We start from the raw sequence: 16,842 nt of genomic DNA, 5'->3' as shown, positions 1-16,842 counted from the left end.
CTAGTTTAATTTAAATCTTAAGTTTTTTTCTTCTAAGATTTTTAAAAATTCGTTGGTAACTTTTACTTTTACCGATCTACTGTGTAAATTTAGCTTTATTTTATCTTTCATATCAAAAACAATAAAATCAACTGGAACACTACCTTCATTTTGTTTAAATATTTTATAGAGTTCAGCTATTTTAGTGTCGTTAATTTTTGTGATGTCTAAAAGAAATGTTATTTTTTTAGATTGTTTTTCTAAAACATCTTGTAAAATTTGAATGCTTGTAAAATTAATTCTTGGCTCACCAACAACACCATCTTTATTTCTCCATCCAGCTGCTATATTTACTTTAATTTGTCTGAAAGCATTTTCGTATAAATAAGGTTTAAAATTTAAATATGCATCTTTAAAAATTCTAAATTCGTGACTATCACTAAAATCTTGAACTACAAAAGAAGCCCATTCGTTTCCATTTTGAGAAACACGATGTTGCACATTTGTTAAAATTCCTGCAAAAGACAGATTTGAACCTATATATTTACTTAAATCTTCTTTAAAAATAGAAACGGGTGTACTACAAAAATATTTTATTTCATTTTTAAAATCATCTAAAGGATGACCCGAAATATATATACCAACCAATTCTTTTTCTTTAGAGAGTGCTTCCATCATTCCCCATTTTTCAGCATGTGGAATTTCTGGTTCAGGAAATTGTACTTCAGATGCTTCGCCAAATAAAGAAACCTGTGCCGAATTTTTATTTTCTTGGTATTTATTACCGTATCTAATGGCTCTTTCAATAAAAGTAACACCTTTTTCGTCTAATTGATAGTATTGAGCACGATGTACATCTTTAAAAGAATCTAAACCACCAGCCATTGCTAATCCATCAAAAGCTTTTTTATTACAAGCGCGTAAATCTACTCGTTTTGTAATATCGAAAATAGATGTAAATGGTCCATTTTTTTTACGTTCTTCAACAATAGCATCAACTGCAGCAGCTCCCACACCTTTTATTGCCCCCATTCCAAATCTAATAGCACCTTCATTATTTACGGCAAATTTATAATAAGACTCGTTTACATCTGGACCTAAAACAGCGATTCCTGCACGTTTACATTCTTCCATAAAGAAAGTAACTTGCTTAATGTCGTTCATATTATTAGACAAAACCGAAGCCATATATTCGGCAGGGTAATGCGCTTTTAAATAGGCTGTTTGGTATGCAATATAAGCATAACAAGTAGAGTGAGATTTGTTAAAGGCGTAGGCAGCAAATGCTTCCCAATCTTTCCAAATTTTCTCTAATTTTTTTTCGTCGTGATTTTTAGCTTTTCCACCTTCAATAAATTTAGGTTTCAATTTCTCTAGCAAAGCAAATATTTTTTTTCCCATTGCTTTACGTAGCATATCTGCTTCACCTTTTGTAAAGCCTGCTAGTTTTTGAGAAAGTAGCATTACCTGCTCTTGATATACTGTAATACCATAAGTTTCCTTAAGGTATTCTTCCATATCATCTAAATCGTAGGTGATTTCTTCACGGCCATGCTTTCTATCGATAAAAGAAGGGATATATTCCATTGGACCTGGTCGGTACAAGGCATTCATTGCAATTAAATCGGCAAACTCGGTTGGTTGTAGCGATTTCATATGCTTTTGCATACCAGGAGATTCATATTGAAAAACACCAATAGTTTCACCTTTTTGAAATAATTCGTATGTTTTAGGGTCGTCTAAAGGAAAATCATCTGGATTTAATTCAATACCGTGTTTAGCTTTTATAATTTTAACGGTATCTTTAATTAAAGTCAATGTTTTTAATCCTAAAAAGTCCATTTTTAATAACCCAGCATTTTCAACAACATGGTTGTCGAATTGCGTTACGTACATGTCAGAATCTTTGGCAGTAGCAACAGGAATTAAATTGGTAATATTTTCAGGTGTAATTATAACCCCACAAGCATGAATACCTGTGTTTCTAACAGACCCCTCTAATGCGCGTGCTTGGTTTATGGTTTTGGCTTCTAAATTTGAACCTTGAGAAAGTCTTTTTAGTTCTTCTACTTTTTCAAGTTCTTCGGCTCGTAAACCTTTTACTTTTGCAATACTTTTTGGGTCTTCACCAAAAATGTTTTGCAGTTTTAAACCAGGTATTAATTTGGCAATTCTATCGGCTTCATGCAAAGGTAAATCCAAAGCTCTGGCTGTATCTCTAATAGAAGATTTTGCAGCCATGGTTCCGTAAGTAATTATTTGAGCAACCTGACTGGCGCCATATTTTTCAATTACAAATTCAATAACTCTTTGTCTACCTTCATCATCAAAGTCAATATCGATATCGGGTAATGAAACACGATCTGGATTTAAGAAACGCTCAAAAAGTAAATCGTATTTAATAGGGTCTATATTGGTAATCCATAAACAGTAAGCAACGGCTGAACCGGCTGCTGATCCACGTCCTGGGCCAACTGAAACTCCCATTTTACGTGCTTCGTTAATAAAATCCCAAACAATTAAAAAATAACCAGGATAACCTGTTTTTTCAATAATTGAAAGCTCAAAGTTTAAGCGTTCAATTTTATCTTCATCTAACTCATCTCCATACCTTATTTTAGCACCTTCAAAAGTTAAATGTTTTAAATAGGCATTTTCACCTCGTACACCGCCATCTATTTCGTCTTGTGGATCTACAAATTGTTGAGGAATGTCGAATTTTGGAAGTAAAACATCTCTTTTTAAAGTGTAAACTTCTATTTGATCTATAATTTCTTGAATGTTGGTAATGGCTTCAGGTAAATCTTTAAATAAAGATTTCATTTCATCCTGAGATTTAAAATAATATTGGTTGTTTGGTAAACCATATCTAAAGCCTCTTCCTCTTCCTTTAGGAGTCGCCATTTTTTCACCATCTTTTACGCATAATAAAACATCATGTGCTTCTGCTTCATCTTTGCGAGTATAAAAGGTGTTATTTGTGGCAATTAATTTTACGTTATGTTTTTTAGAAAACTCAATTAATATATTGTTTACATGATTTTCGTTTTCTTGCTCATGACGCATTACTTCTAAATAAAAATCGTTGCCAAATTGCTCTTTCCACCAAAGAAGTGCTTCTTCAGCTTGTTTTTCACCAACATTTAATATTTTACTGGGTATTTCTCCATATAAATTTCCTGAAAGTACAATTAAATCTTCTTTGTATTGTTCAATTATTTTTTTGTCAATTCTAGGTACATAATAAAAACCATGCGTATGCGAGATTGAAGACATTTTGGCTAAATTGTGATAGCCGTTTTTATTTTTAGCTAGAATAACTATTTGATAACCATTGTCTTTGTGAGATTTGTCTAAGTGGTTTTCGCAGACATAAAATTCACAACCTAAAATAGGTTTAATAGGTAGTTTAGGTTGTTCTCCTTCTTTTAAATTTTCATTAAATTTTTCAATTTTATTATTGTGCTCAATGGCTTCATTAACAAAGTTATAAGCCCCCATCATATTTCCAGTGTCTGTAATTGCAACAGCTGGCATATTATCTTTAATAGCAGTATTAATAAGGTTACTTACACTAGAGGTAGATTGTAATATTGAAAATTGAGAATGGCAATGCAAATGTGCAAAATTTGCGGTTTTAAGATCTTTTATTTCAACCGCTGTAGGTGCCGAAGTATTAATTTCGGATTTTTCTTTCTTTCTTAAGCGTTTACTTTCTTTTTTTAAGTTTACATGCTTTAAACCTATAACATCTATTGTTGAAGGGTTTTTAGCATCAAAATGTTGAAAGTAATCTGCAGGAACGTCTAATTGTTCCTTTGTGTAGGCGCGTCTTCTAATTAATTCTAAAAAACAACGTGTAGTTGCTTCAACATCGGCAGTTGCATTGTGTGCTTCTGCAAACGGGGTGTTAAATAAAAATTGATGTAATTCTGTTAATGTTGGGAGTTTAAATTTACCACCTCTTCCTCCAGGAATTTGGCACATAGTGGCTGTAGTTTCGGTACAGGTATCTAAAACTGGTAAATCACCTAAAGGCGTGTCTACATCTTTTCGGTAGTATTCACAGCCCATAATATTAAGGTCGAATTTTACATTTTGACCAACAATAAATTTAGATTTTGATAAAGCTTCATTAAATAAATATAAAACTTTTTCTAAATCTTCACCTTTTTCTTCAGCTAATTCTGTAGAAATTCCGTGAATTTGCTCGGCATCATAAGGTATATTATAGCCTTCGGGTTTAATTAAATAATCTTGCTGATCTATAAGTTCTCCATACTCATTGTGTAATTGCCAGGCAATTTGTATACATCTAGGCCAATTATCTGTGTCTGATATTGGTGCATTCCATTTCTTAGGTAAACCGGTGGTTTCTGTATCAAATATTAAAAACATGTGCTAGATTAAATTGCTTGAGAAAAATCAATTTTTAAAAGTATGAATTTTAATATTTTTAGAAATCTATTAAGTGGTTTTTTTATTAACAATTACTATATGTTAATATTAGTTAGGTGGTTAACCAATTGGTTTTTCTTACATAAAAGATGAAAATGTTAAATTAGGCTATAAAAACAATTTTTATTTAAAGGCTAACATTCGTCATCTTTTATGCAATTTTTTAACTGTAATTTTACTACTGCAAAGAAATTGAAGAAGTAGATTATGACTCAGTTGGATTTAGATAGTTATAAAAATAAGACAAATAACTTAGTAAAACACGAAGGGGTTGTTTCGAGAATTTCAGATAAAAAAATAACTATTTCATTAAAAGGTAATGTTAATTGTGAAGGTTGTAAAGCACAATCTGCTTGTGGCGTTTCAGAATCTAACGACAAAGAAATAGAAATTATTAATTCGAATCAATCATTTAAAATAAACGAACCTGTTGATGTTTTGTTAAAACGTGAATTGGGTTTAAAAGCTGTTTTTTGGGCTTATGTGTTTCCTTTTATCTTAATGTTTGTAGTGTTGATAATTGCCTCTTTTTTCTTTAAAGAATGGGTTGCTGGTTTAATATCACTTTTTGTTCTAGTACCTTATTATTTTATGCTTTTTGTATCGAAAGATAAGTTTCAGAAAGCATTTCAAGTATCAATATTAAAATTTAATTAAGAATGACAGATTCAGTTTTATATAGTGTTTTGTTGTTAGTCTCTTTAGGAGTTATTGCTGCAGTAGTGCTGTATGTGGTTTCTAAAAAGTTTTATGTATATGAAAATCCTTTAATTGCAGAAGTTGATGAGGTGTTGCCAGGGGCAAATTGTGCTGGTTGTGGTTCTCCGGGTTGTAAATCTTTTGCTGAAAAATTAGTTGGCTCAGAAGATATTTCAGATTTGTTTTGTCCGGTAGGGGGAAATGATGTAATGAAGCAAGTGGCGGAAATTTTAGGAAAAGATGTTGTGGAGAGAGAGCCAACAGTGGCAGTTGTACGTTGTCAAGGAGGTTGTGATGTACGACCAAAAACAACAGAGTATCAAGGGCCAAGAACCTGTGCTATTTCGGCTATGGTTTATAGTGGTGAAACCGATTGTGAATATGGGTGTTTAGGAGATGGAGATTGTGTTGCAGTTTGTGATTTTGATGCCATGTATATGGACGAAGATACAGGTTTGCCAGTAATTATTACAGATAAATGTACTTCTTGTGGAGCTTGTGTAAAAGCGTGTCCTAGAGATATTATAGAAATGCGTCCGAAAAATAAACGCGATTTAAAAGTATTTGTTGGGTGTTTAAATGAAGACAAAGGTGGTATTGCAAAAAAAGCTTGTAATGTAGCTTGTATTGGTTGTTCTAAATGTGAAGATGTTTGTACTAAAGGTGCAATTACAATAGAGAACAATTTGGCTTATATAGATGCAGATCTTTGTACTCTTTGTAGAAAATGTGTAGATGTTTGTCCAACACATTCTATTATTGCAACAAATTTCCCGCAAAAAAAGCCTAAAAAAGTTGTTGCAAAAAAGATTATTGAAAAGGCTGTTGATAAAGTTGAAGCTGAAAAAGTTAAAGCTGAAAAGGCTAAAGTAGAGAAAGTTGCTGTTGTTAAAAATGAAATAAAAGCTAAAGTTGAACTAGAAAACCCTAAAAAGGATGATTAGAACGTTCTCAAAAGGAGGAATTCATCCTCCAGAAAATAAAATCACTTCATCTATAGGAATTAAAAGAATGACGTTGCCAAAAGTGGTAACTGTACCAATTGCTCAACATATTGGAATTCCTGCAGAAATTGTAGTTGATAGAAAGGATAAAGTTGAAATTGGTCAGGTAATTGCAAAATCTGGCGGATTTGTTTCTTCAAATATCCATGCTCCAGTTGCTGGTACGGTTACTAAAATAGATCAAATAATAGATACAAGTGGTTATAAAAAGCAATGTATAGTTATTAGAACCGATGCTAAAAACGAAAGTAATTTTGAAGAAAAAGAATATCCTTTAAAAACAGAAATTTTATTAGAACCAAAAGATATAATAAAACGTATTTCAGATTATGGTGTTGTTGGTTTAGGAGGTGCAACATTTCCTTCACATGTAAAATTGAATGTAAAAGAAGGTACTAAGTTAGATTACTTAATTATAAATGGAGTAGAATGTGAGCCATATTTAACCGCCGATCATAGATTAATGCTTGAAAAAACAGCGGAAATTATTGTTGGAATTAAAATTTTAATGAAGGCTTTACATATTGAAAGAGCAGTTATAGGTATTGAAAATAATAAAAAGGATGCCATAAATCAATTTAAAGAGTTAACAGTAAACGAACCAGGAATTCAAGTTGCAGCACTGCAAGTTAAATATCCTCAAGGTGGTGAAAAACAATTAGTTCAAGCTATTTTAGGCAGAGAAGTTCCTAAAAATGGTTTGCCTTTAGATGTTGGCGTAATTGTGAATAATGTAGGAACTGTTTTTGCTGTGTATGAAGCGGTTCAACACGATAAACCTTTAATGGAACGCGTTGTTACTGTTACAGGTAAAAAAATGGAACATCCAGCTAATTTTTGGGTTAAAATAGGAACGCCAATTAAAGATTTAATTGCTGAAGTTGGTGGATTGCCAGAAGGTACTCGAAAAGTAGTAAATGGTGGACCAATGATGGGGAAAGCTATTAAAAATACAGATGTGCCTGTAACCAAAGGAACCTCAGGAATTTTAGTTATTTCTGAAGAGGAAGCAAGTAGAGGAAAAGCCAAAAACTGTATTAGATGTGGCGAATGTGTTTCTGTTTGTCCAATGGGATTAGAACCACATTTATTAATGAATTTAACAGAAAAAGGAATGTACGAAAAAGCTTCGGAAGAAGATATTATGACGTGTATAGAATGTGGCTCGTGTAGTTATGTTTGTCCTTCGCATAGACCTTTGCTAGATTATATCCGTTACGGAAAAAATATTGTTAAAAAATTATCAACTTCTAAAAATTAACATGAGTCAACCTATTATAATATCGGCCTCACCGCACGTACATTCGGCTAAAACATCAAAAAAAGTAATGTATGATGTGGTTATCGCTTTAATTCCAGCATTTTTAGTTTCGCTATATGTATTCGGAATAAGCGCATTAATTCTTACAGCGGTTGCAGTAGCTTCTTGTTTGCTGTTTGAATATTTAATTCAAAAATATTTATTAAAATCTGAAATAACCATTGGAGATGGTTCAGCATTAATTACAGGGATTTTATTGGCATTTAATTTACCAGCAGGATTGCCAATCTGGATGATTTTAGTTGGTAGTTTAGTAGCTATTGGAATTGGAAAAATGTCTTTTGGTGGTTTAGGATTCAATATATTTAATCCGGCATTAGTTGGACGGGTATTTTTATTGGTATCTTTTCCAGTGCAAATGACTATGTGGCCAACAGCCGTTGAAAATAATACTACAATTGCTGATGCGGTTACAGGTGCAACACCATTAGGAATGATAAAAGAAGGTTTAATGTTTGGTGATACTATGACTAATATTAGTGCAAATCTTCCTTCAAACTTAGAGATGTTTTTAGGTATTTCGGGTGGTTCAATTGGTGAAATGTCTGCTTTTGCATTACTGTTAGGTGGAATTTATTTATTGATTAGAAAAGTAATAACCTGGCATATTCCAGTAACAATTTTAGTTACAATGGCTGTTATGACCGGTATTTTTTGGCTAATAGATCCAGAAAGTTATGCAAGTCCTTTAATTCATATATTATCTGGAGGTGCAATTTTAGGAGCCTTTTTTATGGCAACAGATATGGTTACCAGTCCTATGACAAAAAAAGGAATGGTAATTTTTGCAATTGGTATTGCTGTAATTACGGTTGTAATTAGATTGTTTGGGGCGTATCCAGAAGGAGTTTCATTCGCAATTTTAATTATGAATGCATTTGTTCCGCTAATCAATACGTATTTTAAACCAAGAAGATTTGGTTCAAAAATCAAATCTAAAATTGTGTAATTATGAGTAAAAAGAAAGATACATTTATGAATATGGTGGTATCATTATTTGTGATTACCATAATATCAGGCTTTTCATTAGGATATGTAAACGAATTAACTGTTGGTCCTATTGAAAAAGGTAAAATTGAACGAAAAGTAACTGCGTTAAAACAAGTATTGCCAGAATTTGATAATAATCCTGTTGAAGAAGTGCGATTGGTAGCGTCAGAATTTTCAAAAGATTCTGTAGAGGTATATCCTGCGTTTAAAAATAATGCTTTTGTAGGCGCGGCTGTTATAGGTTCTTCAGAAAAAGGTTTTAGCGGACTTATTAAAATTATGATTGGATTTACACCTGATGGAACTATAAAAAATATAGCCGTTTTAGAACAAAAAGAAACTCCAGGATTGGGTACTAAAATGAAAGATGAAAAATTCTTGGCTCAATTTAGAGAGCAAAATCCTTCAACATATAATTTAAAAGTAACAAAAGATGGAGGAGAAGTTGATGCTTTAACCGGTGCTACTATAACTTCTCGTGCTTTTGGTGAGGCTGTACAAATGGCTTATAATGAGTTTGTGAAAAATAATGAAGGACTTAAAGAACTTAAAAATTAAGAATTATGGCTGAACAAGTAAATCAAACCCAGAATTTCTTAAAAGGAATTGTGGAAGAAAATCCAATTTTTGTAATGCTGTTAGGTATGTGCCCAACCTTGGGTGTAACATCTTCTGCATTTAATGGATTGGGAATGGGACTTGCAACATTATTTGTGTTATTAATGTCTAATATTGTGGTTTCATTAGTAAAAACACAAATACCAAGTAAAGTACGTATTCCAGCTTTTATTATAATTATAGCATCGTTTGTAACTATTGTTGAAATGGTTTTAGAAGCGTTTGTTCCTTTTTTATACGAGCAATTAGGAATCTTTATTCCATTAATTGTTGTAAACTGTTTAATATTAGGAAGGGCTGAAGCCTTTGCTTCTAAAAACAATGTTTTATCATCTATTATAGATGCTTTAGGAATGGGCTTAGGATTTGTAATAGCCTTAACGGCATTAGGTGCAGTACGCGAAATATTAGGAAGTGGAAGCATTTTTGGATTTAAATTTGTAGCAGAAGATGCAAATACATTTATTTTATTTATTTTACCTCCTGGAGCATTTATTGCCTTGGCATATTTAACAGTTTTATTTAATAAATTAACAACAAAAACAATTTAGAAGATGGATTATATTATTATTTTAATTGCAGCTGTTTTTGTAAACAACATTGTATTATCACAATTTTTAGGAATTTGTCCGTTTTTAGGAGTTTCAAGTAAAGTATCAACTTCAGTTGGTATGTCTGGAGCTGTTTTATTTGTAATGACGTTGGCAACAATGGTAACCTATTTATTACACGAATTTATATTAGTTCCTGCCGGATTGGATTATTTAAGAACTATAACATTTATATTGGTAATAGCCGCATTGGTGCAAATGGTAGAAATTATTCTTAAAAAAGTGAGTCCGCCTTTATACCAAGCATTAGGTGTTTTTTTACCTTTAATTACAACTAACTGTGCTGTATTAGGTGTTGCAATTTTAGCTTTAGGTTTAGATGGTGGAAGTTTGCTAAAAGCAGTATTCTTTGCAGTTTCTAACTCTATTGGTTTTGGATTGGCATTAATTCTTTTTGCAAGTGTTAGAGAACATTTAGAATTAGCAAATATCCCAAAAGGAATGAAAGGAGTGCCAATTAACTTATTAGTAGCCGGATTGTTGTCTTTAGCATTTTTAGGATTTACTGGGTTAGTTTAAAAGTGAAAAGGATTAGAGGTTGAAAATGAGTCTTTTAAAATTTATTTTTTTACTTTTCTTTTGAAAATCAAACTTTTATGCTTTTTAACTAAATATATTAAAATAACTAAGTATATTTGCAAACTTAAAATTTATAACCAAGGTCGAGAACCTTAAAAATTAAAACAAAATGCCAGTAAAAATTAGATTACAAAGACACGGTAAAAAAGGAAAACCATTTTATTGGATTGTTGCAGCTGATGCACGTTCAAAAAGAGATGGTAAATACTTAGACAAAATTGGGACTTATAATCCTAATACAAATCCTGCAACTATCGATTTAGATATTGACGGAGCCGTAAAATGGTTACAAAATGGTGCACAACCAACTGATACTGCAAAAGCTATTTTATCTTATAAAGGAGCAATGCTAAAAAATCACTTAGTTGGAGGTGTAAGAAAAGGAGCTTTAACAGAAGAACAAGCAGAAGAAAAATTCCAAGCTTGGTTAGCTGAAAAAGAATCTAAAATTAATGCAAAAGTAGAAGGCTTATCAAAAGCTGAAGCAGATGCTAAAGCTAAAGCTTTTGAAGCTGAGGTAAAAATAAATGAAGAGCGTGCTGCTGCTGCTAAAGAAGCAGAAGATGCTGCTATTAAAGCTGCTGCTGACGCAAAAGCTGCTGAAGCTGCTGCAAATGCAGAGCCAGTAGAAGAAAAAGGTCCAGAATCTATTGATGACGCTCAAAACGCTGCAAGCGAAGAAGCTTAATTTTTTTCGATAATGCGTAAAGAAGATTGTTTTTATTTAGGCAAAATCGTTAGAAAACATAGCTTTAAAGGTGAGGTTGTAGCCAAATTGGATACAGATGAACCAGAACTTTATACAAAATTGGAATCAGTATTTGTTGCCTTAGGCAGCGATCTGGTTCCTTTTTTTATTGAAGAAAGTTTACTTCAAAAAGGAAATCAATTAAGGATACAATTTGAAGATGTTGCAAGCGAAGAAGATGCTGATGCCATATTAGGCTCAGAATTGTACTTACCTTTGGAGTTTCTTCCAAAACTAACAGGAAATAAATTTTACTTTCACGAAATAATTGGTTTCGACTTAGAAGATGTTAATTACGGATATGTGGGTGTAATTACTGGAGTTAATGATTCTTCAGCACAGCCATTATTTGAAGTTAATTCTAATGGCGTAGATGTCTTTATACCGATGATAGATGATTTTATTAAGAAAGTAGATAGAGGAAAAAACAAAATTATTGTTGAATCTCCTGCAGGATTGATAGACTTATATCTAAATAATTAAATTTTAGAGAGGTGGCCGAGTGGTCGAAGGCGCACGCCTGGAAAGCGTGTATACGGCAACGTATCGAGGGTTCGAATCCCTTCCTCTCTGCGAAAATGAACACAAATTGAATCAAAACACAGCAAACCATAGGTTTTACGGGGTTTTGAATTTTAGGAGTTAACAGATATATTGATTTAAATTCATTAAATAAGTCAACAAATCGGTCAACAAATAAAAAAAGTAAATTTGTTGACCGAATTATTGCTGTAGATACTGTAAATACTGATAAAATGTATTTTTAAAAACGGTGAAACAGTACATAATTTAATGAGAATAAGGTAGGATTTGGTCAACAAATCTTATACATTTGTTACTAGGGCCAATATCCATAGTTGATTTGACTTTCGTCTTTAAAAAAAGTTAAACTTAAAAAGACGACAACTATGAAAACCCAAAACACTTTTTCAATCCTAATTTGGATTAATGCTTCACGTGCCAAAAATAACGAAGCGGATTTATTCGCAAGAATTACGGTTAATCAGAAACGAGTTAATATTAGCCTAAAAAGAAAAGTTCTTTTAGAATCTTGGGATAAATCTAAATCCAAAATTAAAGGAAACAGTCAAGAGGCTAGAGTTATCAATAATTATATTGACCAAACACAAGCTTCAATTTTCAAAGCATACCAGGAATTAGTTAATGAAAGAAAATTAATAACAGCTGAAGCTATTAAAGCTCGATTTTTAGGAACCGACCAACAATATTATTCGCTTCAAAATATTATTGATTATCATAATACTAATTTTGCTCACAAGTTAAATAAAGCCACACTTGGCCTTTATAAAACTACCCAGAGTTATTTAATGGAGTTCGTACTGAAAGAATACAAAACTTCAGATATTTACTTGAGAGACCTAAATTATTCATTTGTTGTGCAATTTGACAATTTCTTAAGAGGCTATAAACTTTCAAGAAATAAGAAAAGAATAGGTAATAATACCATCATAAAACACATTCAACGCTTAAGAAAAATGGTAACTATGGCCTTTCATATGGAATGGATAGAAAGAGACCCATTTGTTAAATATAAACCTTCATTTATTAAAAAGGAACGTGAGTTTTTATCAAAAAAAGAACTTGAAAGTATTGAAAACTATAGCACAGATATTGAACGTTTAGATTTAGTAAAGGATCTTTTTATTTTTAGCAGCTACACAGGTATTGCATATGTTGATATTATGAAGCTTAAAAAAGACAATGTGGTTTTTGGGATTGATGGTAATAAATGGATAATTACCAAAAGACAAAAAACAAATACACCAGTGAAAATACCAATACTAGACCAAGCTCAATACTTAATTGATAAATACAGAAATAATGAAAGAGCAGCTCTAAATGGTACCGTTTTTCCTGCGTTATCAAATCAAAAATTAAATAGTTATTTAAAAGAAATAGCAGATGCTTGTAAGATTAAAAAGAACCTAACATTTCATATGGCGCGCCATACATTTGCAACTACAGTAACGCTAACAAATGGCGTTCCAATTGAAACCGTTTCTAAAATTTTAGGACACACAAAAATTGCTACAACTCAAATTTATGCTAGAGTAATTGAAAGAAAAGTAAGTGATGATATGAATGCTTTAAAAGTGTTATTAAATACCAAATCAGAGCAAGGTTCAGAAGTAGTTCAGAAGAAATCTAACAGCTAACTAATTTATAGGTTTTTTTTTTATTTTTAAATGCTTAAAAAAATTGAAAAACCTATATGAAAAAAACTACTATTGCCTTTAATCGGTATAAAAAATCTATTGTATTAATTGAAAAATCTAATTTAAAAGATCTAACAATTTTAAAACAAGGTATTGTACTTTCAAGAACGTGTCTAAATGAATTTAGCACACTTGTAAGGACTAAAAAATTCCCTTCAAAAAAAGAAGAAATAACATTTTTTAAATATCAAAAACCGTATGTAGAAGGGAGACTCCAGTACTTTAAATGGTTACATAATTATTTACTTGAAAAACCAATTTCTGGTAACTCAAAACAACAGAAGTACATTAGCAATGAACTTGATAGGTTAGATAGGAGAAAATGGAAACAGTTGGAATTTGTAAAGTATTATAGGTTAAAAGAAGATAAACTAGACCACCTTTATTTTTTAAGAGATATCGAACAATTAGATTTATTTATCGATAGCTCGCATCACTTTAAAGATCCGGAATTTACAACCAGTCACGATTACCTTGTATCAAAAATTATTGCACACGATTTATTAATTGCATTTTTTTCTAACGAGTTGAAAATACTTAAAAACAAGAAATCAAATGATGTAGTTATCGAAGAGGTTAAACCAGCCATTTTAAGAGATCTAAATTGGACAGGAACTAAAACGGATTTAGTTGAATTAATTTTCGCTTTAAAAGAGTCAGGTGTTTTAAGAAATGGAAGAGCAGAACTAAAAAAAATTAAAAATGTAATTGAACTACTTTTTGAAATTGAATTAGGTAATATTTATAAAGTTTTTGAGCAAATTAAAGCTAGAGAGAAAGATCAAACAAAATTTATAGATTCTTTAAAAATTGGACTCATTAATAGAATTGAATCTAATTAAAGTATTGTTGTTAAATTACTGTTTTAGTGTTGGTTATGGTTTTTATATGTTCTATAATAAATAGGACTACCTAACGACTACCTAAAATTGAAAAAAAGAGATGATTTTTTATTAAAAAATCATCTCTTTTTATTTATAAACATACCTTTTTATTGAAATTGAATCCAGTGTGATTATAAATTCTAACTTTTTTTAAAATGCAAAGTTTTTAAACTCTTGTCATTCAGTAAGTTAAAATTTTTAAAATGTTAAATTTTTTAGGTACTACCTAATGACTACCTAAAGATTCTCAATAAAACTTTTAAGCTTTGTAGCACGAAAGTCAAATCGCTATAAACAATTATTAATTTAAAAAATACTTAATCAATGCCAACACAAATTATAACAACTGATGATTTAAGAGAGTTTAAAATTGAACTATTAGATGACATTAAAAGTTTACTTCAAAAAACAACTGCTGCACCTCAAAAAAAATATTTAAAATCAGCAGAATTAATGAAAATATTGAAAGTAAGTCCGGGAACACTTCAAACTTTAAGAATTAACGGAACACTACCGTACACAAAAATTGGAGGGATCATTTTCTACGATGCAGAAGAAATTGAAAACGTAATGAAAGAAAACAGTATTCATAACAAATTTTAAGAATAACGTCATTCTGAACCTGTTCAGAATCTTACTATTTAGAGCCTATGAATTACATAAAACATCTCAACGGTATCTTTCATCAATTTTCAAAAGATACTCGTTTAAATCCAACACATATTAGCCTATATATTGCTTTATTTCAGATTTGGAATTACAATCGATTTCCAGATGAATTTTATATAAATCGAGAAGAAGTTATGAAGTTTTCTAAAATCGGTTCTAACACAACATATCATCGTTGTATTAAAGAGTTAAGTCATTGGAAATACATTATTTATAGTCCTTCTCACAATCCGTTTAAAGGCAGTAAAGTGAAGTTGTTTAATTTCAGTACAAGTGATAAGCAAGATTTGTATTTAGACTCTACCATAAATGAACAAGCGCTGGTATCTAATATAAACATTAATAAACATACTATAAACATAAATAAACCTCTCTCTCTAAAAAAGGTTTTCAATTTTTTTAAAAAAAAGGATTGGTCAGAAAAAGAAGCAGAAAAATTTTTCAATTACTACGAATCTGTAGGATGGAAAAAAGGAAACAATCCAATTGAAAATTGGCAAGCTGCAGCAGAGAGTTGGATGTTAAAAATAGACGAATTTACTATTTCAAAACGAAAAGAATCAAAAACAAATCAAAACACAGATTTACCACTTGACCATTTTCAAGACAACCTCCACACCAACCAAAACAAAAACTATAACGAACCTTTATAAGATTCTGTCATTTCTGCGTAGGCAGGAATCTCATCATTTGGAAAATAAAAACTATGAAACCACAACCACACATAAAAATCGAAGGAACATCAAAATTCCAAATAGGAGAAATAAGAAACAACACAGTCCATTACGATTTTGAAAAAATAAAAACCTACCTCAACATCAAAGGTCACATACTATTCGGTAAAAATTTCAAAATCTACAATGAAGACGAACCTCTACTTTTCAAACTATGCAATTACTTTATCCAGGATCATTATAGTTGTGCACAAATGGGAATAGACACCAATAAAGGATTATTACTATCTGGCCCAGTAGGTTGTGGAAAAACATCACTAATGAAATTACTTTTACATCTAGCGCCACACAAAACTAATTACGAACTCATTCCCTCCAGGAATATTGTTTTCAATTTCAATGCAAAAGGTTATGCTGTTTTTGAAAAATACAATCAAACTCAAAACTATTGTTTCGATGATTTAGGAGTAGAACCAACAGGTAGCCACTACGCAAAAGAGTGCAATGTATTAGGTGAAATCTTGCTCTCTCGTTACGATTTATTTATGCGTAATCCTGAACGCAGTCAGAAGGTGTTAACCCACATAACCACGAACCTCAACGCGCAAGAAATTGAAAAACGTTACGGAAACAGGGTGAGAAGCAGAATGAGAACAATGTTTAATTTAATTAGCTTTGATGAAAACTCAATTGATAAAAGAAAATAACTTTTTATTCGTCACCCTGAACTTGGTTCAGGGTCCCACCAATTATATTAGGTTGTTTGTTGTGGAATGAAAAAACAAAACCCACTTCAAGAGAAGTGGGTTAAAAAAAATTGCTATGAAAAAGATTAGGCCTATGAAAACCTAATACTCAAATATAGCATTATCTTCCTAAAATCAAAAAAAACATTTTTCTATTTTGTAGTATCAAACAAAATCAAACTACCTTAAAAAGTAGTTTATATATTGCGTTAACTTATTTGCAATGCCATTGCATTAAATAATTTATATATTTGCTACAATGAAATTTATAGCATTCATATTATCAATTTATATTCTCGCACTTAATTTTACACCTTGTGTAGATAATAGTGAAATTGATGATAATGTTAAAACAGAAATTTCACAAACTAATGGTGACGAGCATCAACATCAAGATTCAGATTTATGCTCCCCTTTTTGTATGTGTCATTGTTGTCATATTAATGTAATACAGTTTCAATTCACTTATACAAAACTTGATGTAAATAATTATTATACTCAAAATTTCTTCTACCTAAACGGTTTAGAAACAAATTATTCTACTTCTATTTTACAGCCTCCAAGGGCATAATTCAGTTTTATCTAGGATAATTATATCCAATTTTGAACCTTTAAAGGTTCTTTT

At 31.1% G+C, this 16,842-nt stretch carries 16 protein-coding genes and 1 tRNA gene; 16 read left to right on the top strand and 1 reads right to left on the bottom strand.

Annotated elements, in window-relative coordinates; translation table 11 throughout:
- Positions 1–4,377 carry a DNA polymerase III subunit alpha gene (gene dnaE, locus MKD41_RS08920; RefSeq protein WP_240241951.1) on the bottom strand — a complete coding sequence of 1,459 codons (4,377 nt, stop codon included), beginning with the start codon at positions 4,375–4,377 and terminating at the stop codon, positions 1–3.
- 267 nt (positions 4,378–4,644) lie between these two features.
- On the opposite strand from dnaE, the gene MKD41_RS08915 reads away from it, so the two are divergent.
- From MKD41_RS08915 to MKD41_RS08840, 16 genes are all read left to right on the top strand, one after another.
- Positions 4,645–5,094 (top strand): SoxR reducing system RseC family protein, encoded by a 450-nt coding sequence (locus MKD41_RS08915; RefSeq protein WP_240241950.1) that lies wholly within the window; start codon positions 4,645–4,647, stop codon positions 5,092–5,094.
- Positions 5,095–5,096: 2 nt separating this feature from the next.
- Positions 5,097–6,080, top strand: coding sequence for a Fe-S cluster domain-containing protein (locus MKD41_RS08910; RefSeq protein ID WP_240241949.1), 984 nt, complete (start codon positions 5,097–5,099; stop codon positions 6,078–6,080).
- A complete protein-coding gene (gene rsxC, locus MKD41_RS08905; protein ID WP_240241948.1) occupies positions 6,073–7,401 on the top strand; it encodes an electron transport complex subunit RsxC in 1,329 nt (442 codons plus the stop codon). The genes MKD41_RS08910 and rsxC overlap by 8 nt, the downstream gene beginning before the upstream one ends.
- Before the next feature lies 1 nt (position 7,402).
- On the top strand, positions 7,403–8,410 hold the full coding sequence (locus MKD41_RS08900) for an RnfABCDGE type electron transport complex subunit D (protein WP_240241947.1): 1,008 nt from the start codon (positions 7,403–7,405) through the stop codon (positions 8,408–8,410).
- A gap of 2 nt (positions 8,411–8,412) precedes the next feature.
- On the top strand, positions 8,413–9,009 hold the full coding sequence (locus MKD41_RS08895) for an RnfABCDGE type electron transport complex subunit G (RefSeq protein WP_240241946.1): 597 nt from the start codon (positions 8,413–8,415) through the stop codon (positions 9,007–9,009).
- A 5-nt stretch (positions 9,010–9,014) separates the two neighbouring features.
- Positions 9,015–9,620 carry an RnfABCDGE type electron transport complex subunit E gene (locus MKD41_RS08890; protein WP_240241945.1) on the top strand — a complete coding sequence of 202 codons (606 nt, stop codon included), beginning with the start codon at positions 9,015–9,017 and terminating at the stop codon, positions 9,618–9,620.
- Positions 9,621–9,623: 3 nt separating this feature from the next.
- Positions 9,624–10,199: an electron transport complex protein RnfA gene (locus MKD41_RS08885; protein ID WP_240241944.1), complete on the top strand. Its 576-nt coding sequence runs from the start codon at positions 9,624–9,626 to the stop codon at positions 10,197–10,199.
- 169 nt (positions 10,200–10,368) lie between these two features.
- Positions 10,369–10,947: a 30S ribosomal protein S16 gene (locus MKD41_RS08880; RefSeq protein ID WP_240241943.1), complete on the top strand. Its 579-nt coding sequence runs from the start codon at positions 10,369–10,371 to the stop codon at positions 10,945–10,947.
- Positions 10,948–10,959: 12 nt separating this feature from the next.
- Positions 10,960–11,490 carry a ribosome maturation factor RimM gene (rimM, locus tag MKD41_RS08875; protein ID WP_240241942.1) on the top strand — a complete coding sequence of 177 codons (531 nt, stop codon included), beginning with the start codon at positions 10,960–10,962 and terminating at the stop codon, positions 11,488–11,490.
- A gap of 5 nt (positions 11,491–11,495) precedes the next feature.
- Positions 11,496–11,580: transfer RNA gene (locus MKD41_RS08870), tRNA-Ser, on the top strand.
- Between the two features lie 335 nt (positions 11,581–11,915).
- Positions 11,916–13,184 carry a site-specific integrase gene (locus tag MKD41_RS08865; protein ID WP_240241941.1) on the top strand — a complete coding sequence of 423 codons (1,269 nt, stop codon included), beginning with the start codon at positions 11,916–11,918 and terminating at the stop codon, positions 13,182–13,184.
- A 56-nt stretch (positions 13,185–13,240) separates the two neighbouring features.
- Positions 13,241–14,086 carry an RteC domain-containing protein gene (locus MKD41_RS08860; RefSeq protein ID WP_240241940.1) on the top strand — a complete coding sequence of 282 codons (846 nt, stop codon included), beginning with the start codon at positions 13,241–13,243 and terminating at the stop codon, positions 14,084–14,086.
- A gap of 366 nt (positions 14,087–14,452) precedes the next feature.
- Positions 14,453–14,731: a helix-turn-helix domain-containing protein gene (locus MKD41_RS08855; RefSeq protein ID WP_090119995.1), complete on the top strand. Its 279-nt coding sequence runs from the start codon at positions 14,453–14,455 to the stop codon at positions 14,729–14,731.
- Positions 14,732–14,778: 47 nt separating this feature from the next.
- On the top strand, positions 14,779–15,450 hold the full coding sequence (locus MKD41_RS08850; RefSeq protein ID WP_240241939.1) for a hypothetical protein: 672 nt from the start codon (positions 14,779–14,781) through the stop codon (positions 15,448–15,450).
- A gap of 53 nt (positions 15,451–15,503) precedes the next feature.
- Positions 15,504–16,178 carry an ATPase gene (locus MKD41_RS08845; protein WP_240241938.1) on the top strand — a complete coding sequence of 225 codons (675 nt, stop codon included), beginning with the start codon at positions 15,504–15,506 and terminating at the stop codon, positions 16,176–16,178.
- Between the two features lie 298 nt (positions 16,179–16,476).
- Positions 16,477–16,788, top strand: coding sequence for a DUF6660 family protein (locus tag MKD41_RS08840; protein WP_090120002.1), 312 nt, complete (start codon positions 16,477–16,479; stop codon positions 16,786–16,788).
- Positions 16,789–16,842 lie beyond the last annotated feature (54 nt).

Source organism: Lutibacter sp. A64 (genome assembly GCF_022429565.1).
Taxonomy (GTDB): domain Bacteria; phylum Bacteroidota; class Bacteroidia; order Flavobacteriales; family Flavobacteriaceae; genus Lutibacter.
The sequence above is the reverse complement of the archived record's forward strand: the minus strand, read 5'-3'. Positions and strand labels throughout refer to the sequence as shown.

Coding starts and splice junctions, on each gene's coding strand:
- MKD41_RS08880 (WP_240241943.1), top strand. CDS start 10,369: ATGCCAGTAAAAATTAGATTACAAAGACACGGTAAAAAAGGAAAACCA.
- MKD41_RS08890 (WP_240241945.1), top strand. CDS start 9,015: ATGGCTGAACAAGTAAATCAAACCCAGAATTTCTTAAAAGGAATTGTG.
- MKD41_RS08910 (WP_240241949.1), top strand. CDS start 5,097: ATGACAGATTCAGTTTTATATAGTGTTTTGTTGTTAGTCTCTTTAGGA.
- MKD41_RS08900 (WP_240241947.1), top strand. CDS start 7,403: ATGAGTCAACCTATTATAATATCGGCCTCACCGCACGTACATTCGGCT.
- MKD41_RS08885 (WP_240241944.1), top strand. CDS start 9,624: ATGGATTATATTATTATTTTAATTGCAGCTGTTTTTGTAAACAACATT.
- MKD41_RS08915 (WP_240241950.1), top strand. CDS start 4,645: ATGACTCAGTTGGATTTAGATAGTTATAAAAATAAGACAAATAACTTA.
- MKD41_RS08840 (WP_090120002.1), top strand. CDS start 16,477: ATGAAATTTATAGCATTCATATTATCAATTTATATTCTCGCACTTAAT.
- MKD41_RS08850 (WP_240241939.1), top strand. CDS start 14,779: ATGAATTACATAAAACATCTCAACGGTATCTTTCATCAATTTTCAAAA.
- MKD41_RS08895 (WP_240241946.1), top strand. CDS start 8,413: ATGAGTAAAAAGAAAGATACATTTATGAATATGGTGGTATCATTATTT.
- dnaE (WP_240241951.1), bottom strand. CDS start 4,377: ATGTTTTTAATATTTGATACAGAAACCACCGGTTTACCTAAGAAATGG.
- rsxC (WP_240241948.1), top strand. CDS start 6,073: ATGATTAGAACGTTCTCAAAAGGAGGAATTCATCCTCCAGAAAATAAA.
- rimM (WP_240241942.1), top strand. CDS start 10,960: ATGCGTAAAGAAGATTGTTTTTATTTAGGCAAAATCGTTAGAAAACAT.
- MKD41_RS08845 (WP_240241938.1), top strand. CDS start 15,504: ATGAAACCACAACCACACATAAAAATCGAAGGAACATCAAAATTCCAA.
- MKD41_RS08855 (WP_090119995.1), top strand. CDS start 14,453: ATGCCAACACAAATTATAACAACTGATGATTTAAGAGAGTTTAAAATT.
- MKD41_RS08865 (WP_240241941.1), top strand. CDS start 11,916: ATGAAAACCCAAAACACTTTTTCAATCCTAATTTGGATTAATGCTTCA.
- MKD41_RS08860 (WP_240241940.1), top strand. CDS start 13,241: ATGAAAAAAACTACTATTGCCTTTAATCGGTATAAAAAATCTATTGTA.